22 protein-coding genes are annotated in these 24399 nt (G+C 66.5%); 12 read left to right on the top strand and 10 right to left on the bottom strand.

The annotated features are described in order from the left end of the window. Positions 1 to 4: 4 nt before the first annotated feature. Positions 5 to 475 (bottom strand): cupin domain-containing protein, encoded by a 471-nt coding sequence (locus FHR21_RS12805; RefSeq protein WP_184098900.1) that lies wholly within the window; start codon positions 473 to 475, stop codon positions 5 to 7. A 481-nt stretch (positions 476 to 956) separates the two neighbouring features. Here FHR21_RS12805 and FHR21_RS12810 point away from each other — a divergent pair, with 481 nt between their 5' ends. Continuing rightward, positions 957 to 1430: a hypothetical protein gene (locus FHR21_RS12810; RefSeq protein ID WP_184098902.1), complete on the top strand. Its 474-nt coding sequence runs from the start codon at positions 957 to 959 to the stop codon at positions 1428 to 1430. A gap of 170 nt (positions 1431 to 1600) precedes the next feature. Here the strand turns inward: FHR21_RS12810 and FHR21_RS12815 are convergent, their stop codons facing one another. The 3 genes from FHR21_RS12815 to FHR21_RS12825 form a co-directional block, all read right to left on the bottom strand. Continuing rightward, positions 1601 to 2479, bottom strand: coding sequence for an alpha/beta hydrolase (locus tag FHR21_RS12815; protein WP_184098904.1), 879 nt, complete (start codon positions 2477 to 2479; stop codon positions 1601 to 1603). Between the two features lie 13 nt (positions 2480 to 2492). After that, positions 2493 to 3722: an FAD-dependent oxidoreductase gene (locus FHR21_RS12820; RefSeq protein ID WP_184098906.1), complete on the bottom strand. Its 1230-nt coding sequence runs from the start codon at positions 3720 to 3722 to the stop codon at positions 2493 to 2495. Positions 3723 to 3828: 106 nt separating this feature from the next. Beyond that, positions 3829 to 4509: an HAD family hydrolase gene (locus tag FHR21_RS12825; RefSeq protein ID WP_184098908.1), complete on the bottom strand. Its 681-nt coding sequence runs from the start codon at positions 4507 to 4509 to the stop codon at positions 3829 to 3831. Positions 4510 to 4681: 172 nt separating this feature from the next. Here FHR21_RS12825 and FHR21_RS12830 point away from each other — a divergent pair, with 172 nt between their 5' ends. Next, entirely contained in the window at positions 4682 to 7300 is a 2619-nt protein-coding gene (locus tag FHR21_RS12830; protein WP_184098910.1) for a TonB-dependent receptor, read from the top strand. Between the two features lie 114 nt (positions 7301 to 7414). Here the strand turns inward: FHR21_RS12830 and FHR21_RS12835 are convergent, their stop codons facing one another. Then, positions 7415 to 10462 carry a TonB-dependent receptor gene (locus FHR21_RS12835; protein ID WP_184098912.1) on the bottom strand — a complete coding sequence of 1016 codons (3048 nt, stop codon included), beginning with the start codon at positions 10460 to 10462 and terminating at the stop codon, positions 7415 to 7417. A gap of 436 nt (positions 10463 to 10898) precedes the next feature. On the opposite strand from FHR21_RS12835, the gene folE reads away from it, so the two are divergent. Further along, positions 10899 to 11498, top strand: coding sequence for a GTP cyclohydrolase I FolE (gene folE, locus FHR21_RS12840; RefSeq protein WP_184098914.1), 600 nt, complete (start codon positions 10899 to 10901; stop codon positions 11496 to 11498). 108 nt (positions 11499 to 11606) lie between these two features. Here folE and rplI read toward each other — a convergent pair whose 3' ends face one another. The 4 genes from rplI to FHR21_RS12860 all read right to left on the bottom strand — a co-directional run bounded on the left by rplI (position 11607) and on the right by FHR21_RS12860 (position 14410). Beyond that, on the bottom strand, positions 11607 to 12251 hold the full coding sequence (rplI, locus tag FHR21_RS12845; RefSeq protein ID WP_184098916.1) for a 50S ribosomal protein L9: 645 nt from the start codon (positions 12249 to 12251) through the stop codon (positions 11607 to 11609). 13 nt (positions 12252 to 12264) lie between these two features. Beyond that, entirely contained in the window at positions 12265 to 12489 is a 225-nt protein-coding gene (gene rpsR, locus FHR21_RS12850; RefSeq protein WP_003040094.1) for a 30S ribosomal protein S18, read from the bottom strand. A gap of 13 nt (positions 12490 to 12502) precedes the next feature. Beyond that, positions 12503 to 12862, bottom strand: a complete 360-nt coding sequence (rpsF, locus tag FHR21_RS12855; protein ID WP_184098918.1) for a 30S ribosomal protein S6 — start codon at positions 12860 to 12862, stop codon at positions 12503 to 12505. A 159-nt stretch (positions 12863 to 13021) separates the two neighbouring features. Next, positions 13022 to 14410: a Mur ligase family protein gene (locus tag FHR21_RS12860; RefSeq protein WP_184098920.1), complete on the bottom strand. Its 1389-nt coding sequence runs from the start codon at positions 14408 to 14410 to the stop codon at positions 13022 to 13024. 156 nt (positions 14411 to 14566) lie between these two features. Here FHR21_RS12860 and FHR21_RS12865 point away from each other — a divergent pair, with 156 nt between their 5' ends. The 3 genes from FHR21_RS12865 to fabG all read left to right on the top strand — a co-directional run bounded on the left by FHR21_RS12865 (position 14567) and on the right by fabG (position 17209). Further along, positions 14567 to 15394, top strand: coding sequence for an LD-carboxypeptidase (locus tag FHR21_RS12865; protein WP_184098923.1), 828 nt, complete (start codon positions 14567 to 14569; stop codon positions 15392 to 15394). Positions 15395 to 15503: 109 nt separating this feature from the next. Beyond that, positions 15504 to 16442 (top strand): ACP S-malonyltransferase, encoded by a 939-nt coding sequence (gene fabD / locus FHR21_RS12870; protein ID WP_184098925.1) that lies wholly within the window; start codon positions 15504 to 15506, stop codon positions 16440 to 16442. 26 nt (positions 16443 to 16468) lie between these two features. Further along, positions 16469 to 17209, top strand: coding sequence for a 3-oxoacyl-[acyl-carrier-protein] reductase (gene fabG / locus FHR21_RS12875; protein WP_184098927.1), 741 nt, complete (start codon positions 16469 to 16471; stop codon positions 17207 to 17209). Positions 17210 to 17249: 40 nt separating this feature from the next. On the opposite strand, the gene FHR21_RS12880 is transcribed toward fabG, so the two are convergent. After that, a complete protein-coding gene (locus FHR21_RS12880; protein ID WP_184098929.1) occupies positions 17250 to 19319 on the bottom strand; it encodes a TonB-dependent receptor in 2070 nt (689 codons plus the stop codon). Positions 19320 to 19514: 195 nt separating this feature from the next. Here FHR21_RS12880 and FHR21_RS12885 point away from each other — a divergent pair, with 195 nt between their 5' ends. The 6 genes from FHR21_RS12885 (at position 19515) to FHR21_RS12910 (ending at position 24397) form a co-directional block, all read left to right on the top strand. Further along, on the top strand, positions 19515 to 20483 hold the full coding sequence (locus FHR21_RS12885) for a cysteine synthase A (RefSeq protein WP_184098931.1): 969 nt from the start codon (positions 19515 to 19517) through the stop codon (positions 20481 to 20483). Then, positions 20480 to 20875 (top strand): hypothetical protein, encoded by a 396-nt coding sequence (locus FHR21_RS12890; RefSeq protein ID WP_246427204.1) that lies wholly within the window; start codon positions 20480 to 20482, stop codon positions 20873 to 20875. Before FHR21_RS12885 ends, FHR21_RS12890 begins: the two co-directional genes overlap by 4 nt. Continuing rightward, the gene (locus FHR21_RS12895) at positions 20872 to 22008 is read left to right on the top strand and encodes a Gldg family protein (RefSeq protein ID WP_184098933.1); all 1137 of its coding nucleotides are present in this window, start codon (positions 20872 to 20874) and stop codon (positions 22006 to 22008) included. Before FHR21_RS12890 ends, FHR21_RS12895 begins: the two co-directional genes overlap by 4 nt. A 276-nt stretch (positions 22009 to 22284) precedes the next feature. After that, on the top strand, positions 22285 to 22785 hold the full coding sequence (locus FHR21_RS12900; protein ID WP_184098935.1) for a division/cell wall cluster transcriptional repressor MraZ: 501 nt from the start codon (positions 22285 to 22287) through the stop codon (positions 22783 to 22785). Next, positions 22782 to 23762, top strand: a complete 981-nt coding sequence (rsmH, locus tag FHR21_RS12905) for a 16S rRNA (cytosine(1402)-N(4))-methyltransferase RsmH (RefSeq protein ID WP_184098937.1) — start codon at positions 22782 to 22784, stop codon at positions 23760 to 23762. Before FHR21_RS12900 ends, rsmH begins: the two co-directional genes overlap by 4 nt. Next, positions 23756 to 24397 (top strand): hypothetical protein, encoded by a 642-nt coding sequence (locus FHR21_RS12910; RefSeq protein ID WP_184098939.1) that lies wholly within the window; start codon positions 23756 to 23758, stop codon positions 24395 to 24397. Before rsmH ends, FHR21_RS12910 begins: the two co-directional genes overlap by 7 nt. Positions 24398 to 24399: the final 2 nt, after the last annotated feature.

Consider the following 24399-nt stretch of genomic DNA (forward strand, 5'->3'; position numbering starts at 1 on the left):
GGCTCTAGCTCTTCGACGACCGGTCGATATAGGTAAGGAATATCTTCAGGCGCCGTTCGTCGTCGATATTCTCGATTCCGCGCCAGCAGTCGAGCGGGGCGTGGACATGATCGCCCGCGGTCACCGCTATCGCTTCGTCGTCGATCGTCATCTTTCCGCGTCCTTCGAGGATGTAATAATATTCGTCGAAGGCGCCGAGCTGCGGGTCGGTCAGATTATGAAGGTGGACGCCTTCGCTCGCCCCGACCGGAATGTCATAGATCAGGAAGGCAGCGGGCGCGGGTGCGCCCCCGAAGTCGAAGAGGCGGACGTCAATCGAGCCGAGCCCTTCATGCACCGCCTGAAATGTCGCGATACCCTTCGACGCGGCTTCGAGCCCGAATTTCCGGGGCGATGCACCGGCCGAGGATGCGGGCGCGAGCATCGAGCCGAGCGTGGCGGCGGCCAGGAGGGTGCGGCGATCCAGCTCTTTCATCGATGGCGTCTCCCAGCGCGCGGCAGCGTCCGCCGCTGCGCGTCCAGAATAGGGCAGGCGCTGCCCGGCCCGAAACGGCCGAGACGGGTAACCCCGGCGAATAAGGGTAATATCAAGGTGCGGTGATCCTGACCGATGAGGATTGCCAGTCCCGCTTGCTGGCGAGGAGGAGCGGAAGCGGCGATGTGGTTCCATCGCTGCGACGCGCCGACGCGGTCCAGCGGGCGGGACTGGCAACCCGGCGGGCGGTTTCTGGCGGCTCTCGGACAGCGTCGCCTGCTTGGGACGATGAACCACATCGTCCCGGCGCAGCCTCCTTGCCGAAAACCGCCAGAAACCGTCCTCATCGGTCAAGATCACCGCACCTTGGTATCAGGCGCGCGCCGGCGTTACCCGTTTGTGCCGCGGTCTGACCCACCGCGTCGCTTGTCGCGAGGGAGGCACGGCGGCACGATCGGGCGATCGAGCAGGGGAGGATCGGATGTTTCGCAGTCTTTTGCTTATCCTATGCGCCGCGGCGCTCGCCGCACCGTCGGCTGCGAAGGAGAAGGCGCCGGAGGCGTCCGAAGCCGCCGCCGGAATGACCATTCCTACCTTCGAGATGTTTCGTCTGGCGCCCGGGAAGACCGAGGCGTTCATTCGCGACATGGCGCTTTGGGACAAGGTCAGCGTTGCGGGCGGCCAGCCGCCGACGCAGCTTTTCCTGCACGCCGGGGGCGAGGGCTGGGACGTGCTGCTCTACAAGCCCGCGCGGCCGAAGCCGACACCCGATCAGGAGGCGGCAATGGCCGCGAAGATCGCCGAGCTCGGCCTGCCCACCGGCGCGCTCTATTTCGTCGGCGTGCGCGAGATGATGGCCGACCATGTGCATTTCGAGGCCTCGGGCCCGATGACCGCCGATCAGTGGGTTGCCGAAATCGATCGCCAGCGCGCAGGGCGAAAGCCGGCCGGGTAACTGGACTCCCGCGGGCGCAAAGCTGGCATTCGATATCCGCCTCCCTGCGGCTCGATGATACTCCACGGCGATGCCGAGGTACGACGGTTCGCCGGGGAGCGGGCGGCAGGGAGGCGGGCTCTGGGAAGGCCGCCATTCGCAGGCCGCCGGGGACCGAATGGCGATCCGTCCTAACGTATCGCGAATGCGAACCGCAGCACGTCGGTCACCGCGCGCGTCGGGACGGTCATATGGCCTTCCCCTTCATAGCGCTGGAAACGGACGCGCAGGCCCAGCCCCGAAAGGCGGTCGAAGCGGTCGGCCAGCGCGCGGGCGGGCTCGGGATCGTCGTCGACGTCGCGGTCGCCGACCACGATCATCAGACGGCTGGTTCGGCCGATCTTTCCGCCTTCGAGCCGGGCCACGAAGGCGTGTTCGTCGCGAAGCACGCCGCCGTCGAGTTCGAGCGAGGGGCTGGCGACGACGATGGAATGGAACGCCTGCGGCTTGCTGTAGAGCGCGTGGAGCGCGAACAGACCGCCGAAGGAATGACCGAACAGCGCCTGGCGATCGGGGTCGATCCGGTAGCGCTTGCCGATTTCGGCGCGCAGCTTGCCGGTCAGGAAATCCAGAAATTCGTCGCGCCCGCTTCTCCCCGCGGTTCGTCCGAGGCGTGTTCCGGGCGGCGGATTGTCCATCACGATGAAATCCTCCGCGCGCTGCGCGGCATAGGGCTGATCGGTCGGATAGCCGACGCCGACGACGATCGACTGGCCGACGGCGTCATGTTCCTGAACCCAGCGGGCCTGGGCGAAGGCCGCGAAGGCGGCGTTGCCGTCGAGCACATAGAGCACCGGATAGCCGCGCTCCGGGGACTCTCCCTGCGATGGGAAGGAGACGAAGATGCGATAGGTCCGGCCGGCCTCGGAGGTCATGTCCCACACGGCGGTGGCGGGCATGGCATAGCGGTCCGGCGCGGAGGCCGGTACGGTTTGCGCCTGTGCGGGCGCCGCCAGGGAAAATGCCGCCGCCGCCATGATCGATGCCAGCGGCCGTTCCGATCTTGCCATAATCGCCTCCCCTTCAGCCGTGAATCCGGTGCGCGGCCAGCGCAAAAGCGGGTTCGGGCTCGCCGATGCCGAGCAGCCGGTCGGCGACGTAGCGTCCGACCGCCGGGCCATGTTTGAACCCGTGGCCGCTGCCGCCGCCGACGATCCAGCAATCCTTCCATTGCGGATGTCGGTCGATCAGGAAATGGCCGTTGTCGCTATTCTCATATTGGCAAACCCGCCCTTCGGCGAGCGGACGGCGGGCGAGGTCGGGGAAACGCCGTGCAAGATAGGCGCGGACGTCGGCGAGCGCCTGGTCGGACACGCGCCGCTCGCCGCTGTCGGGATCATAGCGCGGGCCATGGGCGTCGAGCGCGATCTTGAACCCGCGCGCTTCGATATCGGGAAAGCCATAGTGGAGGTCGGGGCTGCTGACATCGACCCAGGCGGGGAGTTCGCCGGCCGCAAAGCGCGCATCTCCGGCGGCGGGCGCAAAGAAGAACACGTCCTGGCGGCTCGGCACGATGCGATCGCCGACGACCACGGGGAACAGTCTGGGGAGCCAGGGGCCGCAGGCGAAGACGAAACGACCCGCGCGCAGCGTCTCGCCGCCCGAACCCGTGATCGAGCCGAGCGAGGCGGCGTCCGACCGCGGCGGATCGACCGCGAACGGCCGGAAGCCGCCGCCCGCGGCCACGAACTCGCCGACCAGCGCCTGCACGCTGCGGCGCGCCATCAGTGTGCCCATGGTCGGCTGCATCACGCCGACCGCGATGCCACCGAAATCGACCTGCGGCCATCGCCGCGCCATCGCGCCGGCGGTCAACTTCTCGATCGGGATGCCGAGGCCGCGCTGGATCGCGATGCTGTGGTCGATCCCGGCGCCGTCCTGCGGATAGAGATAGAGCGCGCCGGTGGAGTGAAAGATCGGGCTTTCGTGGCGCTTCGACAGCGCCTGCCATTCGGCGAGCGAGGCCCAGGCCCAGCGGGTGTAGAGCGCATTGCCCGCATATTCGGTGCGGATCAGGCGCGTTTCGCCGCCCGAGGAGGCGCGGTTGTGTGCCGCCCCCCCTGCGTCGAGCAGCAGGACCTTGTGCCCTGCGCGCTGGAGGGTCCAGGCCGTCCAGCTTCCGAAGACGCCGGCGCCGATCACGATGGCGTCCCATGCGGCGGAGGACGAGACAGCCGTTCGCGCTCCGGCCGCGGCGCCGGTCATCGCCGCTCCGGTGGCCGCCAGCCCTTCCAGCACATGGCGTCGCGGCACGGAGTTGCCGGCCCTCGCTGCTTCTTTCCCCATGGTTTCGGAGATGACGCAGAAGGGCCGCCCCCGCCAGATGGCCGAAAGGTAATCTGCGCGGGATTCGGGTAATCTAGCGGCGGGCGGTCGCCTCGATCAGCGCGGCGACGCCCGCGGGATCGTCCGCCAGCCGATCGTAGAGGTCGGGCGTCAGCGGCTCGCCGTAATCGCTTCGTACCGCGACCGCGGCGACGCCGGCGGCGCGCGCGGCCTGCATGTCGGGGCGGCCGTCGCCAACCATCCAGGCCTCGTCTGGCGCGACGCCAAGTCGGGCGAGCGCGGCGAGCAGCGGGTCGGGGGCGGGCTTGCGGGGCAGCGGGCCGTCGCCGCCGATGACGACGGGGATCGCCGCGTCCAATCCAAAATGGTCGAGGATCGTCCGCGCCATGGCTTCGGGCTTGTTGGTGACGCAGGCGAGCCGGATTTCGCGTGCTTCGCAGACGGCGACCAGCACCTCGACGCCGTCGATCAATCGCGTCCGGTCGATCAGCCGGGCGCGATAGGCGCCCATCATCGCCGCGGTCGCCGCCGCGAGGTCGGCCTCGGCCAGCGGGCGCCCCACGGCCGCGAAGCCACTTTCGACGAGCCGGGCGACGCCATGGCCAACGCGCTGCCTCACCGCCACTTCGTCGAGTGGCGGCAAGCCGTATGCGGCGAGGGTTTCCGCGAGTGCGCGGGCGATGTCGGGCGCCGAATCGATCAGCGTGCCGTCGAGGTCGAGCAGCAGCGCGCGGGGGCGGGGAAGGGGGCTCATAGCGAAGGCCGTAACGGAAACTGTGGCTTTTTAGTCACTTATATCCCCTAAAATCCCGCATATCGGGGTGCCCGCGTTGACGCGGCGGGCCGGCGTATTAGAGCAGTCAGTCACCGGTAGAGCGACCCCTCCTTAGGCCATCGGGCCAGGCTCGCCGGTATGGAGAGAGAAAATGACGTTGCGCAACATTTTGTTGGGCGCCACGATGCTGTGCGCCGCGACCGCCCCCGCTTATGCCTTTGCCCAGGACGCCGCGCCCGCCGACGATGCGGCTGCGCCCGCCGAAAGCTATGATTATGGCAACGAGATCATCGTTACCGCCTCGAAGCGGTCGCAGACGCTGCAGGACACGCCGGTCGCGGTTTCGGTTACCTCGGCCGCCGACCTTCAGAATTCGCAGATCCGCGACCTGATCGACCTGCAATCCTCGGTTCCCAGCCTGCGCGTCGGCCAGCTCCAGTCGAGCGCCAACACCAATTTCATCATCCGCGGCTTCGGTAATGGCGCCAACAACGCCGGCATCGAGCCCTCGGTCGGCGTCTTCATCGACGGCGTTTATCGCTCGCGCTCGGCCGCCCAGGTCGGCGACCTGCCGAACGTCGAGCGGATCGAGGTGCTGCGCGGCCCGCAATCGACCCTGTTCGGCAAGAATGCCTCGGCCGGCGTCATCAGCATCATCACGCAGAAGCCGCAGTTCGACTTCGGCGGCTCGCTCGAGGCGAGCTATGGCAATTATGACGCGATCGTCGTCAAGGGCGACGTCACCGGCCCGATCAGCGACACCGTCGCCTTCTCGATCGGCGGCAACTACAACCGCCGCGACGGCTATGCCCGCGACCTTCATCTCGATCAGGACGTCAACGACCGCAACCGTTGGGGCGTGCGCGGCCAGCTCCTGTTCGAACCGAGCGATGCGCTGTCGATCCGCCTGATCGGCGATTACGACAAGATCGACGAGAATTGCTGCATCGCGGCCAATATCGTCGCCGGCCCGACGATGGGCATCACCGACGCGCTGGTCGGCGGGCCGAGCGTCGATCGCGAAAACCCCTTCTCCTATGACGTCTACAATAATTTCCTGTCGGAGAACCGGATCAAGAATTACGGCGGATCGGCGCAGATCGACTATGATCTGGGCAATATGGCGCTGACCTCGATCACTGCCTATCGCGAGGTGCGCTCCTTCGCCAACCAGGATTCGGACTTCACCGCCGCCGACCTGATCGGTCGCAAGAGCGACGACGTCGCGATCAACACCTTCACCCAGGAAGTGCGCCTCGCTTCCGATTTCGACGGCCCGGTCAATTTCCTGGTCGGAGGCTATTATTTCAACGAGAAGATCGACCAGAAGAACCAGCTCTTCTTCGGCGACGATTTCCGCCCCTATGGCAATGCGCTGATCCAGGCCGCGAGCGGCGGTGCGCTCAACGTTCCGACGCTTGAGGCGGCGCTGGGTGCCCGTGACGGCGATCCGGCCCAATATATCGACAGCTTCTTCCGTTCGGGCGACGGGTTCGACGAGGCCTATCGCCTCAAGAACACGTCATGGTCGATCTTCGGCACGCTCGATTTCGACATTACCGACCGGCTGACCTTCACCGTCGGCGCCAACTATACGCAGGATCGCAAGCGTTTCTCGACCGATGTGGTGAGTACCGATACTTTCTCGGCCATCGACCTCGATGCGCCGCAATATGCGCCGTTCCGCAACCAGTTGATCCTCGGCGGGGCGCTCCAGCAGGCGGGCGTCAACCCGAACGACCCTGCGGCGATCGCGGCCTTTGCGACCAACCCCGCGACGGCGGCGATCTTCCAGCAGTTCGTCGCCTTTGCGAATGCGAACGACAGCAATCCGGCGGCGAATCCGCTGAACGGGCTGAAGGCGTTCCAGTTCCTGCCGCCTTTCCTCAACGTGCCGAACGCGGTCGAACCCGGCAAGACGCACGACAAGGACCTCGCGTGGAGCGCGCGGCTGGCGTACGAGTTGACCGACACGGTCAACGTCTATGCGACCTATGCGACGGGCTTCAAGGCGAGCTCGATCAACCTGTCGCGCGACAGCCGCCCGCTCGCTTCGGACCTGCCGGCGATTGAGGCGGCCGGGCTGACGACGCCGAACCTCGTCGGCGGCACGCGCTTCGCGGGGCCGGAGGAATCCGAAGTCTATGAATTCGGGCTCAAGGGCCAATGGTCGGTCGCGGCGCTGAACCTCGCGGTGTTCAAGCAGTCGATCAAGGGGTTCCAGTCGAACATCTTCACCGGCACCGGCTTCGCGCTCGCCAATGCGGGCAAGCAGTCGACCTGGGGCGTCGAGTTCGACGGATCGGTGCGCCCGGTCGACGGGCTCAACCTGACGCTGGCGATGACGTGGCTCAATCCGAAATACGACAGCTTCGTCGGGTCGGCCTTCGGCGACATTTCGGGCACCAAGCCGGCGGGCATTCCCGACCTGTCGGCGTCGATGGGCGCGACCTATACGCACCGGTTCGCGGACGACAGCCGCGCGATCTTCCACGTCGACTATCTCTATGAAAGCCCGACGCGGATGGTCGACGGCCTTCAGGGCTTCCCCGCCGGTTTCTCCGACCAGTTCAAGCGCACGGTGAATCAGCTCAACGCCTCCTTCACCTTTGCGCTGTCGAACGGTCTCGAGCTTGGTGTGTGGGGCCGCAATCTTACCAATGCGCGCTATCTGACGACGATCTTCCCGGCCGTTGCCCAGTCGGGCAGCGTGTCGGGCTATCCCAGCCAGCCGCGCACCTATGGCGTGACCGGCCGCTTCAAATTCTGACGCGGGCAGGGGCAGGGCGGCGCCGTCGCCCTGCCGGCCTTCGGGCAAAAGAAAACCCCGGCTTCTCGAAAGAGAGGCCGGGGTTTTCCGTTTGGCGTTACTGCCGGTCCGTCGTCAGAAGCGCACACCCGCCGCGATGCCATAGCGCCGGGGTTCGAGGGTGAAGATGTTGGTGTAGTTACCCGACGACTGGTCGGTGATGTAGAGGCCGGTGACGCTGTTGGCATCGAAGATGTTCTGGATGAACCCCTTTACGAACCATTTGTCGTCGGCCCCGTTGAGCTGCACCTGCGCGTTGACCTGGGCATAGCCCTGGATCTTGTTGACGTTGCCGTTGAAGATGCTGCCATAGCTGTCGCCGGTATAGGCGAGGTCGAAGCGCGGCGTGAGCGTCATGTCTCCGCCCAGATGCGCCGTATATTGCACGCCGGCGCTGAACTTGTAGTTCGGCGCCTGCGGCAGCTTGTTGCCCTTGATGTTCACGGGAACGCCGGCGGAGAAATACTCGATTCCGCCGAAGGCCGCGGGGTCGAGACCCGCCGGAACAAAGGCACCGCTCGCAGCGGCGCCGAGCACCGCGCAAATGCCATAGGCGCCGGTCGACGCGATGCCGCCGTCTGCCGGGAAAGCGGTGGTGCCTTGCAGGCCGGCGCCGCCTTGCAAGCCGGGAACGAGGCCCGCATTGATGACGCCGTTCACCGTGTTCACAAAGCCATTGACGCCGGCAACGCTCCCCGACGTCGATCCGACGGCACAGTTGGCGCCGTTGGTGATGTCCTTGATGATGACGGCGTCTTCGCGTCCGCCACCGAAATCACGCGGATTGCTGGTAAACTTGTCGTCGGTGACCTTGGTATGCAGATAGCTGAAACCCAGGTTGATGACCCAGTCGGGGTCAGGGCGCACCATGCCTTCGACCTCAAAGCCATAGATGTCGGCGCTGACATTGTCGTTGACCGCGGTGCGGGCCACGATCTTGCTGAGCTGAAGATCCTTGTATTTATAGTAAAAGGCGGTCGCATTCAGTTGCAGCGCACCGTTGCCGAAGCTGTTCTTCGACCCGATTTCAAAGGCATCGACCTGTTCGGGCTTGAAGGATTCGGGCACGGCGAAGACCGGTTGCAGCGGCGGGTTGATGCCGCCCGATTTGTAACCGCGCGAGTAAGAGGCATAGATGAGATTGTCGTCGGTGATCTTGTAGTCGATCACGAAGCGCCCCGTCATCTTTTCATAGCCTACGCTGCGGCTCTGGAAGGCTTCGCAACCCGGCACCGAGCCGACGGGGCCGACGGGCGAGGTTGCCGTGCACTCCGTCGCGCTGTCGCCGTCGAAATCCGCGCCAATGGGCGTATCGAACAGGTCGCCGCTAAAGCCGTGCGGGGCAAAGATATTGCCGTTCGAACTGGCCAGCAGCGACCGGGCGCGGACGCTCTTCCTGTCATTGTTGTACCGCAGGCCGGCGGTCAGCTTCAGCCGGTCGGTGACTTCGAAATAGGCCTCGCCGAACAAGCCATAGGATTTGATCTTCAAATCGTCGGTGTTGTTGCGGAAAAAGGGCTGTCCCAGGACCGACGGCGGCAGGCCGTTGGAGAAGGACGAAAAGGCGCCCAGCACACCCGCCAGATAATCAATCGGGAAGGCGTTCACATAATAGCTGTTCTCGGTCAGGTGATAGTTGGCATAGATGCCGCCGAGCAGGAAGTTGAACGGCCCGTCGAGGTCGCTGGACAGGATCGCCTCGGCCGACCAACTGGTATTATACTGGTTCGACCGGTCGAATTGCAGCGACTGGTCGCTGCAAATGCCGTTGCCGCCGAACACGCCGCGTCCGCTATCGTCCGATTGCGAGGTGCAAAGAACGCCATTGGGACCGTCAGGGATGAGGGCCGCGGCGACGGGTGCGAAATAGGCGGCCGAGCCGGGAACAAAGGCCGGGGCGGGTGACGGAAGGCCGGTCGGGATACCGTTGGCGGCAAAGAATGCCAGTGTGTTCAACGCCGCCGCATATTGCGACCGGTCGCCGACATTGCTGTTATAATCCTGCTGCGCTTCCAGCTTGATCTTTTGATACTGGCCGGAAACCTGCAGCGACACCGGGCCGAAATTATGATCGACGCGTCCTTGCAGCGTCAGTTCGCTGGTGAAATAATTGGGCGTGAAGGCGGTTTTCACCTCCCTGGGGTCGCTCGAAATCGTCGTTCCGGCATAGACATCGGGGCCATAGAGGCTGCCCAGCGCGAACGCCGCCGGAATGCCCTGGGTCGCCAGGAATTCCTTGGACGTCAGCGCTGCGGTGAAGGTCGCGTTGCCGTTGAAGGGGGCGCTGTCGCGGCGGTTGTTCAAACAGCCCAGAATGCCCGTCGGGTCGCGCTGGCAGAGCTGTTTCTGGATGCGGGTCCGCTGATCCCGCTCGTGAAAATAGGATGCGAGCAGGTCGACCGTCGTGTCCGACGTCGGTTCCCAACGTAGCGAGCCGCGCACCGAATAGAGGTCGCGGTCGTCGATGCGGGTATTGAGGAAGGTGTTCTTGGTATAGCCGTCGCGGTTCAGATAGATGCCGGCGACGCGAAGGGCCGCGGTGTCACCCAGCGGGATGTTCACCATCGCCTTGCCCTTCATCGAATCATAATTGCCATACTCGGCTTCGGCGGAGCCTTCGAAGACGCCGAGCTTGGGTTTGGCGGTGATGACATTGACCACGCCCGAGGTCGCATTGCGGCCGAACAGCGTGCCCTGCGGGCCGCGCAGCACCTCGACGCGTTCGAGGTCGAAGAATTCGGTCTCGAACAGGCGGGTCGAGAACAGCGGGTCGCCATTGAGGTGGATCGCGGTCGCGCTGTCGCAGGTCGTGCCGACGCACAGGTCGCCGATGCCACGGATCGTGAAGCTCGCGCCGGTGAAATTGGTCTTGGTGAAGGTGACGTTGGGCAGCGTCAGTTGCAGGTCCGACGGCGTCTTGATCTGCTGCGCTTCGAGCGCTTCGGAGGAAAAGGCGCTGACGGCGATCGGCACGTCCTGCAGGCGTTCCGACTGGCGCTGCGCGGTGACGACGATCTCGCCGCCAAAGGCATCGCGTGTCGTATCATTCGCGTCCTGCGCAAAGGCGGGCGTGGCCACCGCCATCGCCAGAACCGACGAGCCGATCAGTGCGTTGAACTTCATCTATATCCTCCCTTTTCCGGCCCGCGGGTGCGGGCCGCCCAAATGGTCAGTTTGCGGTAAGGGGAGGGGATGCGCCCGCGCGCGGCAGCGAGCATCGGCCCCGAAGGGCCGCTTGCCGGACCAAGTCCCACCTGCCAGCTACGCTGGTCATCGTCCTCTCCCACCGGCGTCGGGGATGAACGCCGGCCTCTCCGGATTACGGCCCGCTTGGGCGGGCTCTGTAAGGACTTTAGGGTGCGCCGACTTTACGAAAGCGTCAAGTCACTTGTTTTGCGGCGTAACCCGCAAGAAACCGCGCAAGTTCGGGGATGAAAAAAGTCCCGATTCCGCAACGTAAACTTGTGGGAGGGGTCGAAATTCTTGTTCGCGTGGGGTTGCGTATCGTGCCGATCGCCCCGACATGTGCGACATGAAAGCAACAGTGAAAGAGGGGGGCATGACGCACGACGCCGAGCTTGGGGAAGACGGCAAGATCGTCGTTCCCGATCATGTCACGGCCGCGGTGCGGACGCTGATCGAGTGGGCCGGCGACGATCCGGCGCGCGAAGGGTTGCGCGACACGCCGAAGCGCGTCGCGCGCGCATGGAAGGAATATTGCCAGGGCTATGCCGAGGACCCGTCGGTGCATCTGTCGCGCACCTTCGAAGAGGTCGGCGGCTATGACGAGATCGTGCTGCTGCGCGACATTCCCTTTCAGTCGCACTGCGAGCATCATATGGCGCCGATCACCGGCAAGGCGTCGATCGCCTATCTGCCGAAGGACCGCGTCGTCGGCATTTCGAAACTCGCGCGCGTCCTCAACGGCTATGCGCGTCGTCTTCAGGTGCAGGAACGCCTGACGGCCGAGGTTGCGCAATGCATCTGGGACCATCTGCAACCGCAGGGCGTCGCGGTGGTGATCGACGCGCAGCACGGCTGCATGACCGGCCGCGGCGTCCGCACCCCCGGCGTCGGCATGGTGACGAGCCGCCTCCTCGGCTGCTTCCTTCACGACCAACTCAGCCGCAAGGAAGTGCTGAGCCTGATGGGCTATTGATGGAATCGCGTGCCAGAACGGACCTAAACGACGCGCTGGAATGAAAAAGGCTCTGGAACCAAGAGGGTTCCAGAGCCTTTTTCGTTTCTCGAAAGAAGGAAAGGGGCCTCAGGCCTCTTCGTTCTCCTCGCCGGCCTCGTCCGCGGCGGCTTCGCCTGCCTCGGCAACGGCTTCCGACGGGGACGTGCCCTCCTCGATCTCGTCCTCGCTGTCGGGTTCGAGCGCCAGCGCTGCTGCTGCGGCCTGTTCTTCCTCGAACATCGCGGCGATGACATCGATACCCTGTTTCTGCATCTCGGCCTCGTCGGGCGAGCGCGCGACGTTGACGCCGACGGTGAAGGCGACCTCGGGGTGCAGCTTCACCTTGACGTCGAACAGGCCGAGCGACTTGATCGGGCGTTCGAGTTCGACCATCGCCTTGGTGACGCCTTCGACGCCGTCCTCGGCCAGCGCGTCGACGATGTCGCGCACCGATACCGAGCCATAGAGCTGGCCGGTGTTCGACGCCTGGCGGATCAGGACGACCTGCTTGCCGTCGATGTCCTTGGCACGGCCTTCGGCGGCGGTGCGGCGTTCGGCGTTGTCGGACTCGATCTTCGCGCGGTTAGCTTCGAAGACCTTGCGGTTGGCGTCGTTCGCGCGCAGCGCCTTGTTGTTGGGCAACAGGAAATTGCGGGCAAAGCCGTTCTTGACGGTGACGACGTCGCCGATACCGCCCAGTTTCTCGATACGTTCGAGCAGGATGACTTCCATCGAACCGCCCTCCTTACTTCACGATGTAGGGGAGCAGGCCGATGTGGCGAGCGCGCTTGATCGCCTTCGCCAGCTCGCGCTGCTTCTTGGTAGACACCGCGGTGATCCGCGACGGGACGATCTTGCCGCGCTCCGACAGGTAACCCTGAAGCAGGCGGACGTCCTTGTAATCAATGACCGGTGCGTCCTTCGCGCTGAAGGGGCAGGTCTTGCGGCGGCGGAAAAAGGGTCGTGCCATTGTCTTGCGCTCCTTAATTCTCGCTGTCGCGGCCACGGCCGCCGCGGCGTTCCTGCTTGCGCATCATCACCGACGGACCCTTTTCGAGTTCGTCTACGCGGATGGTCAGCCAGCGGATGATATCTTCGTTGATCGCCGCCTGGCGTTCGATTTCGGCGACGGCTTCGCCCGGCGCTTCGACCGACAGCATCGCGTAATGACCCTTGCGGTTCTTCGCGATCTTGTAGGCGAGCTGCTTCAGGCCCCAGGTTTCGGTCTTGTGGACCGTGCCCTTATATTCGCCGATGACGTTGGTGACGGTTTCCGCCAGCGCATCGACCTGAGCCTGGCTCAGATCCTGACGCGCGATAAAGACATGCTCGTAAAACGGCATGATTGCGCTTCCTTCGATTTGGCCGATCGCTGATTCCGCGCCGATCGCGAAACCCCTCCGGCTGTCGTCCGGCTTTGCCTATTCGTGCAAAGCAAACGGGGCGACCGGCACAAGGCCTCGCCCCGAATGCGGGCGCCTATACAGATTCGCAGGCGAAAATCAAGCGCGATCCGCCAGCTTTTCCAGCAATTCCCGCCCGAACTCGGTGAGCGTATCGTCGCGCGCGCCGAGGATCAGGATGCGGTCGCCGGGCTTTGCTTCGTCCAGCATCGCGGCGCCGCATTCGGCGCGGGTCGTCAGATGCACCGCGTTGCCACCATCGCCGACGATATCGGCGACCAGTGCCTCGCTGCCGGTGCTGCGGTCGACGGTGCCGCCGAAATAGACGGGGTCGCTGACGAACAGCCGGTCGCCGGTGCGCATGCCCTGCGCGAAGCTCGCCGCCAGTTCCTTGCCCATCTGGCGGAGCGGTCCATAGCCGTGCGGCTGGAAGAAGAGCAGGGCGCGGCCTGGCAGTTCGGCGACTGCGGCGAGGGTTGCGGCGACCTTGTCGGGGTTGTGGGCGAAATCGTCGATGACGGTGACGCCGGCTGCCTGACCGAGCACTTCATAGCGGCGCGCGAGTCCCGCGAAGTCGGCAAGCGCGGCGACCGATTGCGCCACCGGGATGTTGACCGCGCGCGCCGCGGCGATCGCGGCGAGGGCGTTCATCGCATTGTGGCGGCCCGGCATCCGCAGCCGGACGTCGTGACGATCACCGGCGAAATGGACGGTGAAGCGGCAGCCGTCGGCGCGCGGCTCGAAATCGCTGCCGCGTACCGCTGCTGCGTCCGAAAAGCCGAAGCGCAGGACCTTGCCGCCCGCGAGCAGCGGCGCGGATTCTGGATCGTCGGCGTTGACGACCGCGACCCGCGCCTTGTCCGCGAAATCGCCGAAAAGGCCGTGCAACTCGTCGAGGCTCTTGTGGTCGAGGCTGATGTTGGTGACCACCGCGACATCGGGGCGATAGAGCGCGATCGACCCGTCGCTTTCGTCGACCTCGCTGACGTAGGTGGTCGCGTCGCCGACGAGCGCGCTGGCGAAGGGGGTCGCCTCGTCGGCGAAATTGCGCATGACCGCGCCGTTCATCACCGTCGGCCGGGCGCCGGCGCGGTCGAGAATCCAGCCGATCATGCCGGTCACGGTTGACTTGCCGCTCGTCCCGCCGATGCCGATCGCCCGCTCCGCCGCGTTGAACAGCGCGGCGTTGAGGTCGGCGCGCGTCAGGCGGAGCAGGCCGAGCGCGTTCGCCGCCGCGACGTCGGGCACGCTGTCCTCGACCGCCGCCGAGGCGACGAGCGTCTGGCCCGCTGCGACGCCGCTGCCGTCCTGCGGGAAGAGCGCGATGCCATGGCTTTCGATCGAGGCAAACTTGTCGGGCGAGCGTCCCTGATCGCGGCTGCGATCGGAGCCCGCGACGCGCGCGCCGCGCGCCGCGACGATCATCGCCAGCGGCAACATGCCGGAGCCGCCGATGCCGCAGAAGAAATAGGATTTGTTTTCGGCCATGGCGGCGCGTTATGGCCTTGACGAAGGGTTTGCAACCGGCACCCATCGCGAATTCCGTTCGTGTCGAGCGAAGTCGAGATACCCTGCGGGACGGCGCAAGGCCGGGGGCATCTCGCCTTCGCTCGATGCGAATGGATCTTGGGGTAGTTTTAAGTCATGCGCATCGGAATCGTCGCCCCCTCGACCCCCATCCTCCCCGACGATGCCGAGGCCGTGCGCGCGATCGCGGCGCTCGGCTATCCGGGGGTGGAATTGATCTTCGACGAGCAATGTTTCGCCGTGCACGGCCATTTCGCCGGCGAGGACGGGCATCGCTTTGCCGCGCTGGTCGAGATGGCGAACCGGCCCGATATCGACGCCGTGTGGTTCGCGCGCGGCGGCTATGGGGCGTGCCGCATCGCGCAGGAGGCGGTCGCGGCGATGACCGACGCGGCGCGCGGCAAGGCGTTCCTAGGCTATTCGGACCAGGGCAATCTGCTCGGCTGCCTCTATCGCGAAGGGTTTGATCATGTCGCGCACGGGCCGATGGTCGCCGACATCCGCCGCGAAGGCGGCGATGCGGCGGTGACGCGCGCGCTCGACTGGCTCGTGGCGCGCGATCCGGCGGCGTGCGAGGGCGGCCTCCCGCACGGCGCGCGCCACGCCGCCTTCAACCTGATGACCCTGTCGATGCTGCTCGGCACTCCGCTCGAACCCGACCTGTCGGGCCACATCCTGTTGGTCGAGGAAGTGAGCGAATATCTCTATGCCTTCGACCGCGCCTTCTTTCACGTCGCCTCCTGCCTCGCACCGCGCGGACTGGCGGGGCTGCGGCTCGGGCGCGTCAGCGACGTACCCGAGAACGACCGCCCGTTCGGCGCCGAAGTCGAGGCAATCGCGCGCGACTGGTGCACCCGCACCGGCATCCCGTGGCTCGGCCGGGCGGACATCGGCCACGACGCAGCGAACAAGGTCGTTCCCTTCGGCTTGCATCGCGCCGGGTGAGCGAATAGGCGCGGCCATCGAAATCCGTCATCCCGGTGAAAGCCGGGATCGCTGGAGTCAGGACGCAACCGATCTCAGCTTGCGCTGGGATGACGATCAGGGGTTTGTCATGCGCGCATTCATCTTTCCGGGGCAGGGCAGTCAGGCGGTCGGCATGGGCAAGGCGCTCGCCGATGCCTCGCCGGTGGCCCGCGAGGTGTTTCAGGAGGTCGACGAAGCGCTCGGCCAGCATCTCTTCAAGCTGATGAGCGAGGGACCGGAAAGCGAGCTGACCCTCACCGAAAACGCCCAGCCCGCGATCATGGCGAATGCAGTCGCGACGCTGCGGGTTCTCGAAAAGGAAGGGGGCGTGACGCTCGCCGCCGCGGCCGATTATGTCGCGGGCCACAGCCTCGGCGAATATTCGGCGCTCTGCGCCGCGGGGGCCTTCGACCTCGCGACGACGGCACGCCTCCTCAAGACGCGCGGGCAGGCGATGCAGGCGGCGGTGCCGGTCGGTGTCGGCGCGATGGCGGCGCTGCTCGGCGCCGATATCGACACCGCGCAGAAGCTCGCCGATGCTGCGGCCGAGGGCGAAGTCTGCACCGTCGCCAACGACAACGACCCGTCGCAGGTCGTGATCTCGGGCCACAAGGGTGCGGTCGAGCGCGCGGTTGCGCTGGTCAAGGACTTCGGGATCAAGCGCGGCGTGCTACTGCCGGTGTCGGCGCCCTTCCACTGCCCGCTGATGCAGCCCGCGGCCGACGCGATGGCGGAGGCGCTTGCCGCAAACCCGCCCGCGGCGCCGCTGGTGCCGGTGGTCGCGAATGTGACGGCCAGCCCGGTGAGCGACGCTGCGACGATCCGCAGCCTCCTCGTCGAGCAGGTCACCGGCCGCGTTCGCTGGCGCGAAAGCGTCGGCGCGATGGAAGGCATCGGCGTCGACCGCTTCGTCGAGCTCGGCGGCAAGGTCCTTTCGCCGATGGTCAAGCGCAGCGCGAGCGGAGAGGTCGAGACGGTCAGCGTGATCTCGATGGACGATATCGAGGCACTGCTCAAGGCGCTCTGATTCAAGCGATTTCAGGAGAAAATCTCATGTTCGATCTCACCGGTATGACCGCCCTCGTCACCGGCGCTTCGGGCGGCATCGGGTCCGCCATTGCGCAGGCGCTCGCGGCGCAGGGCGCGCGGCTTGCGGTTTCGGGGTCCAACGCCGACAAGCTGAATGCCTTTCGCGATACGCTCGGCGGTGACCATGTTGCCTTGCCCTGCAACCTCGGTGATGCGGCGGCGGTCGATGCGCTCGTGCCCTCGGCGGTCGAGGCGCTGGGGCAGCTCGATATCCTTGTCAACAACGCCGGGGTCACGCGCGACAATCTGATCCTGCGGATGAAGGACGAGGAATGGTCCGACGTGATCCGCATCAACCTCGAGGCCAATTTCCGCCTCGCGCGCGCCGCGGCGAAACCGATGATGAAGGCGCGCTTCGGGCGGATCGTCTCGATCACCAGCGTCGTCGGTGCGACGGGCAATCCGGGGCAGGCCAATTATGCCGCGTCGAAGGCCGGGGTCACCGGCATGACCAAGGCGCTCGCCCAGGAACTGGCGAGCCGCAATGTCACCGTGAACTGCGTCGCGCCGGGCTTCATCGCCACCGCAATGACCGAGGTGCTGCCAGAGGCGCAGAAGGAAGCGCTCAACCAGCGCATCCCGGCGGGCCGGATGGGCGAGGGGAGCGATATCGCCGCGGCAGTCGTCTATCTCGCGTCGCGGGAAGCCGGCTATGTCACCGGGCAGACCATCCACGTGAATGGCGGGATGGCGATGCTGTCCTGAGAAAGGCCGACGCCCCGGACTTCGCCGGGGCGTCGGATTCCTAGAAACTCGCGCGCGCGGTCAGTCGGATGTCGCGGCCGGGCAGCGGCACATAATCCTTGGTGAAGCTCGCGTGGCGCCGCGCGTCGACGTCGAAGATATTGTTCGCCGCGAGCGTCAGCGACAGATTCTTCGTTTCGGGCAGCGGACGCCAACTGATCGAGGCGTTGACCAAAGTGAAGCCCTTCGTCGGCGTCTCGAACTGCGCGATGCGATTCTGGTCGTCGGTCCATTCGACCTCGGCGCGCACATCGAGGCGCTCGCCGTTCGCCTCGATGCCGCCGAGGATGCGCAGCGGCGGGATGCGAGGGATATAGGGACCGTTGTCGATCTTCGCGCGGGTCATGTCGGCGGTGACGTCGGCGCCGATGTGGAAGCCGCCGATCTGTGCGAGCGGTGCGGCGCCCTCAAACTCGAAGCCCCAGACGCGCGCCTTGTCCTGCCGGAACAGGTACAGTGGCAGGTCGTCCTCGACCTCGCCGGTCTCGGTTTCATAGATGAAATCGTCGAACCAGCTCGCATAGCCGGTCAGCCCGGCCTTCCAGCCGTCGCGGTTGAACTTGATCGACGCCTCGCCGCCCCAGCTCGTTTCCTTGCCGAAGGTCGGATCGCCGCGTTCATAAGCCTGGGTTGCGGCGTGCGGGCCGTCGGAGAGCAGCTCCTCGGGCGACGGCGCTCGCTCGCTACGTGAGCCCGAAACGCTGACCTTCAGGCCATCGGCAAGCTGATAGCTGAGTCCGAGCGCGCCCGACAGGCTGTTGAAGGCTCGATCATAGCCGATCGAGTTCGCGGTGATGCCGACATGCTCGTAACGCAGCGCCGCCTCGATCGTCGCGGCGCCGAGTTCATATTCCTGGAGGGTGAAGAGCGCATATTTCTGGCTCTCGTTGCGCGGCAGAAAGGCTTCGTCGCCGATCGCGGCGAAATCGCGCGAGCCATATTGCACGCCGCTCGCGCCGCGCCAGCCGCCGCGGTCGTTCTGGGCGAATTCGGCGCGGAACTCGATGCCCTTGTTGAGGAAGGTCGTGCCGGGCACGCCATCGTCATATTCGGTGTGGGTATAATCGCCATAGGCGCCGCGCAGCCGGAGCTTGCCGAAGAAGCCGTCGCCAAGTTCGACCTCGCCGCGCACGTCGGCACGATATTGCCGCAGCTTGATCGTCGGTTCCTCGCCCAGGTCAGCGCGCGGCGGGATGCCATATTCGCTGTCGAGATGGCCGAAGGACACGCCAAGTGACCCGCCGTCGTTCACGAAGGCACCGCCGATGCCGAGACTGGTGCTCGTGCTGCGGCTGTTCGGCACGCGGCCGCGGCTGTTGGCGGCGCTCGTCAGCCGCTCGGCCTCCGCGGCGTCGCCGGTGTCGGCAGCATCGGAGGCGAGCGACAGCAGATGCTCGCGCAGCGGCTCGGCATAGATCAGCCCACCGACGCGCATGTCGCCCGAATTGCGGTAATTGCCGTCGACATGGACGACGAACTGGCCGCTGACCGGTACGTCGACCGACGCGCCGATGCCGACGTCGTCGGCGGCGCTGCCATAGCTTGCGAGTGCGTCGATATGCACGGGTTCTTCGGGAACGCCGCGCGGAATGCGGCGATCGAAGACGTTGACCGCTCCGCCGACCGCCTGGCTCGAAAAGAGCAGCACGGAGGGGCCGCGCAAAATCTCGATGCGCTCGGCGGTCAGCGGGTCGATGCTGACGCCGTGGTCGGCGGAGGTCGTCGAGGCGTCGATCGACCCGATGCCGTCGACGAGCACCGCGACGCGCTCGCCCGAAAACCCGCGCAGCACCGGCCGCGAGGCGCCGGGCGAGAAGCTGGTCGCCGAGACGCCGGGCTGATTGGTCAGGCTGTCGCCGATCTGGCCGCGAATGTCCTGCGCCAGCTTCTCGCCTTCCAAGACCGAGATATTGCCGAGGATATCGAGGCTTCGGACATAGGGGGCGGTAACGACGATCGCCTGATCGGTGTGAAAATCATCCTCGCCGTCCCGGGCGGTGGTATCCTGTGCATAGGCGGGCGCCGAGAGCAGCAGGGCAAGCGTCAGGGTCGCGGAGGGGAAAAGGCGCATGAGTTGGATGATCCTGTTATCGGTGGCTGACTGCGACTGCGCAGTAATGATATACTGTTACAATATCAACCCCGGTGAGCGACGTCGGCGCGCGTTGGTCGGACCCCATGGCCCGTTGGTCGACAAAGCCGGGGCTTGGCGGGGCCAAGCGAAGCTGTCTTGCGGCGACCCGAAGGCCGCCCTAGATCAAGGGGCATGATCATTGCGGAAAACAGCCTGAAGCTGATCGGCAACACGCCGCTGGTGCTGCTCAAGGGGCCGAGTGAGGAAACCGGCTGCGAAATCTGGGGCAAATGCGAATATGCGAACCCCGGCGGCTCGGTGAAGGATCGCGCGGCGCTCTATATCGTGCGCGACGCGGAAGCGAACGGCAGCCTTCGCCCCGGTGGCACGATTGTCGAGGGCACGGCGGGCAACACCGGCATCGGCCTTGCGCTCGTCGGCAATGCGCTCGGCTACAAGACGATCATCGTCATGCCCGACAACCAGAGCGCGGAGAAGATGGCGACGATCCGCGCCCTGGGCGCCGAGCTGGTGCTGGTGCCGCCCGCGCCCTTCGCCAACCCCGGCCATTTCGTCCACACCTCGCGCCGCATCGCCGAGGAGACCGACAATGCGATCTGGGCCAACCAGTTCGACAATATCGCCAACCGGAAATCGCACATCTTCGGTACCGCCGAAGAGATCTGGGACCAGATGGACGGGCGCATCGACGGCTTCACCTGCGCCGCGGGCACCGGCGGGACGATCGCGGGAACCGGGCTGGGCCTGAAGGCGAAGGACGAAAAGATCGCCATCGCGCTGACCGACCCGCACGGCGCCGGACTCTATAATTACTACAAGTGCGGCGAACTGAAGCCCGAAGGGTCGAGCGTCGCGGAGGGGATCGGCCAGAACCGCATCACCGCCAATCTGGAAGGCGCGCCGATCGACACGCAATTCCGCATCTCCGACGCCGAGGGGCTGGCGGTCGTGCGCCGCCTGCTCGACGAGGAGGGGCTGTGCCTCGGCCTGTCGTCGGGGATCAACGTGGCGGGCGCAATGGCGCTCGCGCGCCAGCTCGGCCCCGGCAAGCGCATTGCAACCATATTGTGCGACAGCGGGTTTCGCTATCTGTCGACACTCTACAACCCCGAATGGCTGGCGAGCAAAGGATTGGCATGAAGAAGCCCGGCGCGATCGAAACGGCCGCCGCGGTGGCATCGCCGCCGGCCCCGGCGATGCTCACGCCTGCGCACGACACGATGCGACGGCTGCAGATCGGCGTCGCCGGGCTGCTGTCCGTGCTGCTGCTCGTCGGGCTGGCGGGCGTGATCGGCGACCGCGCCCGTGAGAGCGCGACCAAAAGCGCCGCGGCGACCGACAAGGTCCAGATGCCCGGCGAGGCGGCCGCGAGCCCGCCCGCCAGCGCGCCGCTCGAGGAACTGGGGGTCCAGCCCGTCTCGAAGGACGAGAATGAAGCCGTATCGGTGAAGGTGCCGCAGGCGGCGCCGATCGTCCCCGACCTTCAACCCGATCCCGAATTGCAGCGCGCGCGCCAGTCGAAGAAACAGTGACCGCGTGGGTCCGCCCCGCCGCCGTCGCGGCGCTGGCGGTGGCGCTCGCCTGGGTCGCGGGCGGGCAGGCGGTGCTCGGACGCATCGATCCCGCGCTCGCCTTTCCCTTGCTGATGATGCCGATGCTACTGCTCGCCGGATGGCAGCGGCGCGAGGATGTTCCGGCGCGCCGCCGCGCCGCCGCCGCCGCCCTGCTGTTGTTAGCCGTCCTGCAAGGCGCGCTGGCGTGGGCGCTCGCGGATTCGGTCGCATGGGGGCAACTCGCCTTCGTTTTCGGCGGAGGCGCCGTCGCGGCCCTGACCGCCGATTGGCTCGTCCGGCGGCGGGGGCGGGCGGTGCGGTGCCTGCTGGGCATTGCGGCGCTGCTGGGCTGGTTCGTGGGCGGACATCTGCTGCTGGCGACGCTCTATCGCCCGGCGGCGACCGCCCGCCCCGCCGCCGTCACCATGCTTACCAGCCTGCCGCTGCGCTGGGCGCAGGGCGACGACATGGCGGCGATGATCGCGCAAGGGGCGGACGAGGACCCGGCGCTGCTGCGGCTCGAAGCTGCGGGGCCGGTGCAGCTCGTCGACAGCCTGGCCGACCATGTGCCGCCGTCCGGCGCCGCGCTGCTGCTCGCGCATCCGCCTGCGCTGGCACCGCGCGATCTGGTCGCGGTCGATGCCTTCGTGCGCGGCGGCGGCCGCGCGGTGATCCTTGCCGATCCTCTCTCGGGCTGGCCGGCACGCCATCCGCTCGGCGATCCGCGCAATCCGCCGGTCACCAGCTTGCTGACCCCGCTACTCGACCATTGGGGCGTGACGCTCGGCGCCGCGCCGCTCGGCGAGCGCGGGGCGCGGGATTTCGATGTGGCAGGGGGGCGGCTGCGGCTGTTCAGCGCCGGCCGCTTCGAAAGCCTGCCGCCCGGCTGCCGCGCCTTCGCCGGCGCGCGGATCGCGCACTGCCGTATCGGCGCGGGCGAGGCGTGGCTCGTCGGCGATGCCGACCTGCTCTTTGCGCCGCTCTGGCAGCCGCTGCTTCCTGGCGCGGCGCATCTGCGGCGCGCCGACACGATGGAATGGCTCGACGCCCGGCTGCGGGGCGGCGGAGCGGGTGCCGCGTGGTTCCGGCCGCTCTGGATCGGCGCCGCCTGAACCGACGCCGATAGGCTTTTCTTTTTGCACGATTTCACCGTCGCCCGGCGTGTGTCGGTCGAATGGTCCCTGTGCGAAGGGGTTTTGCCCCATTTTTGCGACGAATAGGGGCTGAATTCCCTATTTCACCCTAATTTACCCCTTTCCACCCCGATTGAGACTTGGTAGGCAGGAATCGGAGAGGGGCATTCTCCACCCGAGTCCATTGGCGCGGAATCCTGCGATTCCGCGGTCGGGAAAGTTTTGCCCGGTGGCGCGAGAACGGGGGCGACAGCGATGGCGATTGTAACGCCGGGCCGATACTCCGGCACCAATTTCGCCGCGATCGATGGCAAGGGACGCATCGCCGTCCCCTCGCAGTTCCGCAACAATGTGCCCCTCAATGCGGACGGTCAGCGCGTGCTCTGGGTCGGTTTTCACGAAAAGCTGCCCTGTCTGGTCGCCTATGGTCAGGACCAGTACGACCGCCTCTCCGACGAGATCGAACGCGACCGCGACACCGCGCTCGCGCGCAACCTCGATTTCGACGAGGATGAGGCGTTCAAGCAGCGCTTCAGCTATACCGAGGCCTATACGCTCGACGACAGCGGGCGTTTTCTTCCCAACTTCACCGCGCGCGACCGCGTCGGCGATGCCGGCGCGACCGCCTTCGTCGGCTCGGGCCGGCGTTTCGAGATCTGGTGGCTACCGGCGCTCGCCGACTGCGCCGAGGCCGACCCGGTGCTGCGGCGCCTGGCCGCCAACTGGGCGGAGACCAAGGGGAAGGGGCGCAAATGAGCGAGCTTCCCCGCGATTCCCGCCACGATCCGGTCCTCCGCGACGAGGTCCTCGCCGCGCTCGCCATCGCCCCGGACGAGCGCCATGTCGACGCGACCTTCGGTGCTGGCGGCTACACCCGTGCGATGCTCGCGGCGGGCGCGGAGGTCATCGCCTGTGACCGCGACCCCGACGCGATCGCAGAAGGGCAGGCGCTGGTCGAGGAGGCGGGCGGCCGCCTGACGCTGGTGCACGGCCGCTTCGGCGAGATCGACCGGCTGCTCGGCGAGCGCGGCATCGACGCGATCGACGGCATCGTCTTCGACATCGGCGTGTCGTCGATGCAGCTCGACCGCGACGCACGCGGCTTTTCCTTCCAGAAGGATGGCCCGCTCGACATGCGCATGGCGCAGGAAGGCGAAAGCGCCGCCGACTGGCTCAACCGCGCCGACGAGGACGAGATCGCCGACGTCCTCTATCATTATGGCGACGAGCGCCAGTCGCGCCGCGTCGCGCGCGCGATCGTCGCCGCGCGGCCGCTGTCGCGTACCGGCGAGCTGGCGGCGGTCATCCGCAAGGCGCTGCGTCACCCCCCCGGCGCGCCCAAGGACCCTGCGACCAAGAGCTTTCAGGCGATCCGCATCCACATCAACGGCGAACTCGACGAGCTGAAGGCCGGTCTCGACGCGGCGGAAAAGCTGCTGCGTCCCGGCGGCCGCCTCGCGGTGGTCAGTTTCCACAGCGCCGAGGATCGCATCGTCAAGACATTCCTGCGCGAACGCAGCGGAGGCGATGCCCGCGCTTCGCGCCACCGGCCCGCGCTCGCCCCTCCGGCGCGGGCCGCAACTTTCGACACCCCGGCGCGCAAGGTGCGCCCGGGCAAGGCCGAGGAAGCGCGCAATCCGCGCGCGCGCTCGGCGACGCTGCGCAGCGCGGTGCGAACCGCGGCGCCCGCCTGGACCGGCGGCGACACCACGAAGGAGGCGATGTCATGTTGATGGCGGCACGCAAGCTTCAGGGAATCGGCCTGGTGCTTCTCGTTCTGGTCTTCGCGATGATGCTCTATCCCGTGTCGCTCAAGGTCGCGGCGACGCGCAGCGAACTGGCGCAGATCGACAAGCAGATCAGCCGCGCCCGCGACAATATCCGCTACCTCGAATCCGAACTCGCGGTGCGCGCCTCGATGCGCCAGCTCGAGCGGTGGAATGCCGAGAGCTTCGGCTATTCGGCGCCCACGGCCGATCAATATCTGGCGAGCGAGCGCCAGCTTGCCTCGCTCGACCGCTTGCCGCGCGCGAGCGGCGCCAACGACGTCGCACCGGTGCTGATGGCGATGGTGAGTCCGGTCGCGTCGCCCGCCGCCGCCGAGCCTGCTCAGCCCAAGGCGGCCGACAAGCCCGCCGTCGCTGCGCCGGCGGCGCCCAAGCCGGCGGCGGTGAAGCCGGCCGCCTCCAAGCCGATCCAGCTCGCGCAGGCCGAGACGCGCGCCGTCGTCCGCTCGGATTCGGCGGCACGCATGGTTCCGACGCGGCGCCATGAACAGATGCGAATGATCGAAGATCAACTCCTTTCCGATTCGACGCTGGCGGAGCTCAAGCGTAGCGCCGCCGCCGAAGCCGCAGGAGGACGATAGGG

It is taken from the genome of Sphingopyxis panaciterrulae (genome assembly GCF_014199295.1).
Lineage (GTDB): Bacteria > Pseudomonadota > Alphaproteobacteria > Sphingomonadales > Sphingomonadaceae > Sphingopyxis > Sphingopyxis panaciterrulae.

What these genes read in the sequence shown, in the direction of transcription:
- FHR21_RS12860 (WP_184098920.1), bottom strand. Translation starts at nt 14,410, where the DNA reads ATGGCCGAAAACAAATCCTATTTCTTCTGCGGCATCGGCGGCTCCGGC.
- FHR21_RS12805 (WP_184098900.1), bottom strand. Translation starts at nt 475, where the DNA reads ATGAAAGAGCTGGATCGCCGCACCCTCCTGGCCGCCGCCACGCTCGGC.
- FHR21_RS12835 (WP_184098912.1), bottom strand. Translation starts at nt 10,462, where the DNA reads ATGAAGTTCAACGCACTGATCGGCTCGTCGGTTCTGGCGATGGCGGTG.
- fabD (WP_184098925.1), top strand. Translation starts at nt 15,504, where the DNA reads ATGCGCGCATTCATCTTTCCGGGGCAGGGCAGTCAGGCGGTCGGCATG.
- FHR21_RS12885 (WP_184098931.1), top strand. Translation starts at nt 19,515, where the DNA reads ATGATCATTGCGGAAAACAGCCTGAAGCTGATCGGCAACACGCCGCTG.
- FHR21_RS12865 (WP_184098923.1), top strand. Translation starts at nt 14,567, where the DNA reads ATGCGCATCGGAATCGTCGCCCCCTCGACCCCCATCCTCCCCGACGAT.
- FHR21_RS12890 (WP_246427204.1), top strand. Translation starts at nt 20,480, where the DNA reads ATGAAGAAGCCCGGCGCGATCGAAACGGCCGCCGCGGTGGCATCGCCG.
- rsmH (WP_184098937.1), top strand. Translation starts at nt 22,782, where the DNA reads ATGAGCGAGCTTCCCCGCGATTCCCGCCACGATCCGGTCCTCCGCGAC.
- folE (WP_184098914.1), top strand. Translation starts at nt 10,899, where the DNA reads ATGACGCACGACGCCGAGCTTGGGGAAGACGGCAAGATCGTCGTTCCC.
- fabG (WP_184098927.1), top strand. Translation starts at nt 16,469, where the DNA reads ATGTTCGATCTCACCGGTATGACCGCCCTCGTCACCGGCGCTTCGGGC.
- FHR21_RS12830 (WP_184098910.1), top strand. Translation starts at nt 4,682, where the DNA reads ATGACGTTGCGCAACATTTTGTTGGGCGCCACGATGCTGTGCGCCGCG.
- FHR21_RS12880 (WP_184098929.1), bottom strand. Translation starts at nt 19,319, where the DNA reads ATGCGCCTTTTCCCCTCCGCGACCCTGACGCTTGCCCTGCTGCTCTCG.
- FHR21_RS12815 (WP_184098904.1), bottom strand. Translation starts at nt 2,479, where the DNA reads ATGGCAAGATCGGAACGGCCGCTGGCATCGATCATGGCGGCGGCGGCA.
- rplI (WP_184098916.1), bottom strand. Translation starts at nt 12,251, where the DNA reads ATGGAAGTCATCCTGCTCGAACGTATCGAGAAACTGGGCGGTATCGGC.
- FHR21_RS12825 (WP_184098908.1), bottom strand. Translation starts at nt 4,509, where the DNA reads ATGAGCCCCCTTCCCCGCCCCCGCGCGCTGCTGCTCGACCTCGACGGC.
- FHR21_RS12910 (WP_184098939.1), top strand. Translation starts at nt 23,756, where the DNA reads ATGTTGATGGCGGCACGCAAGCTTCAGGGAATCGGCCTGGTGCTTCTC.
- rpsR (WP_003040094.1), bottom strand. Translation starts at nt 12,489, where the DNA reads ATGGCACGACCCTTTTTCCGCCGCCGCAAGACCTGCCCCTTCAGCGCG.
- FHR21_RS12810 (WP_184098902.1), top strand. Translation starts at nt 957, where the DNA reads ATGTTTCGCAGTCTTTTGCTTATCCTATGCGCCGCGGCGCTCGCCGCA.
- FHR21_RS12900 (WP_184098935.1), top strand. Translation starts at nt 22,285, where the DNA reads ATGGCGATTGTAACGCCGGGCCGATACTCCGGCACCAATTTCGCCGCG.
- rpsF (WP_184098918.1), bottom strand. Translation starts at nt 12,862, where the DNA reads ATGCCGTTTTACGAGCATGTCTTTATCGCGCGTCAGGATCTGAGCCAG.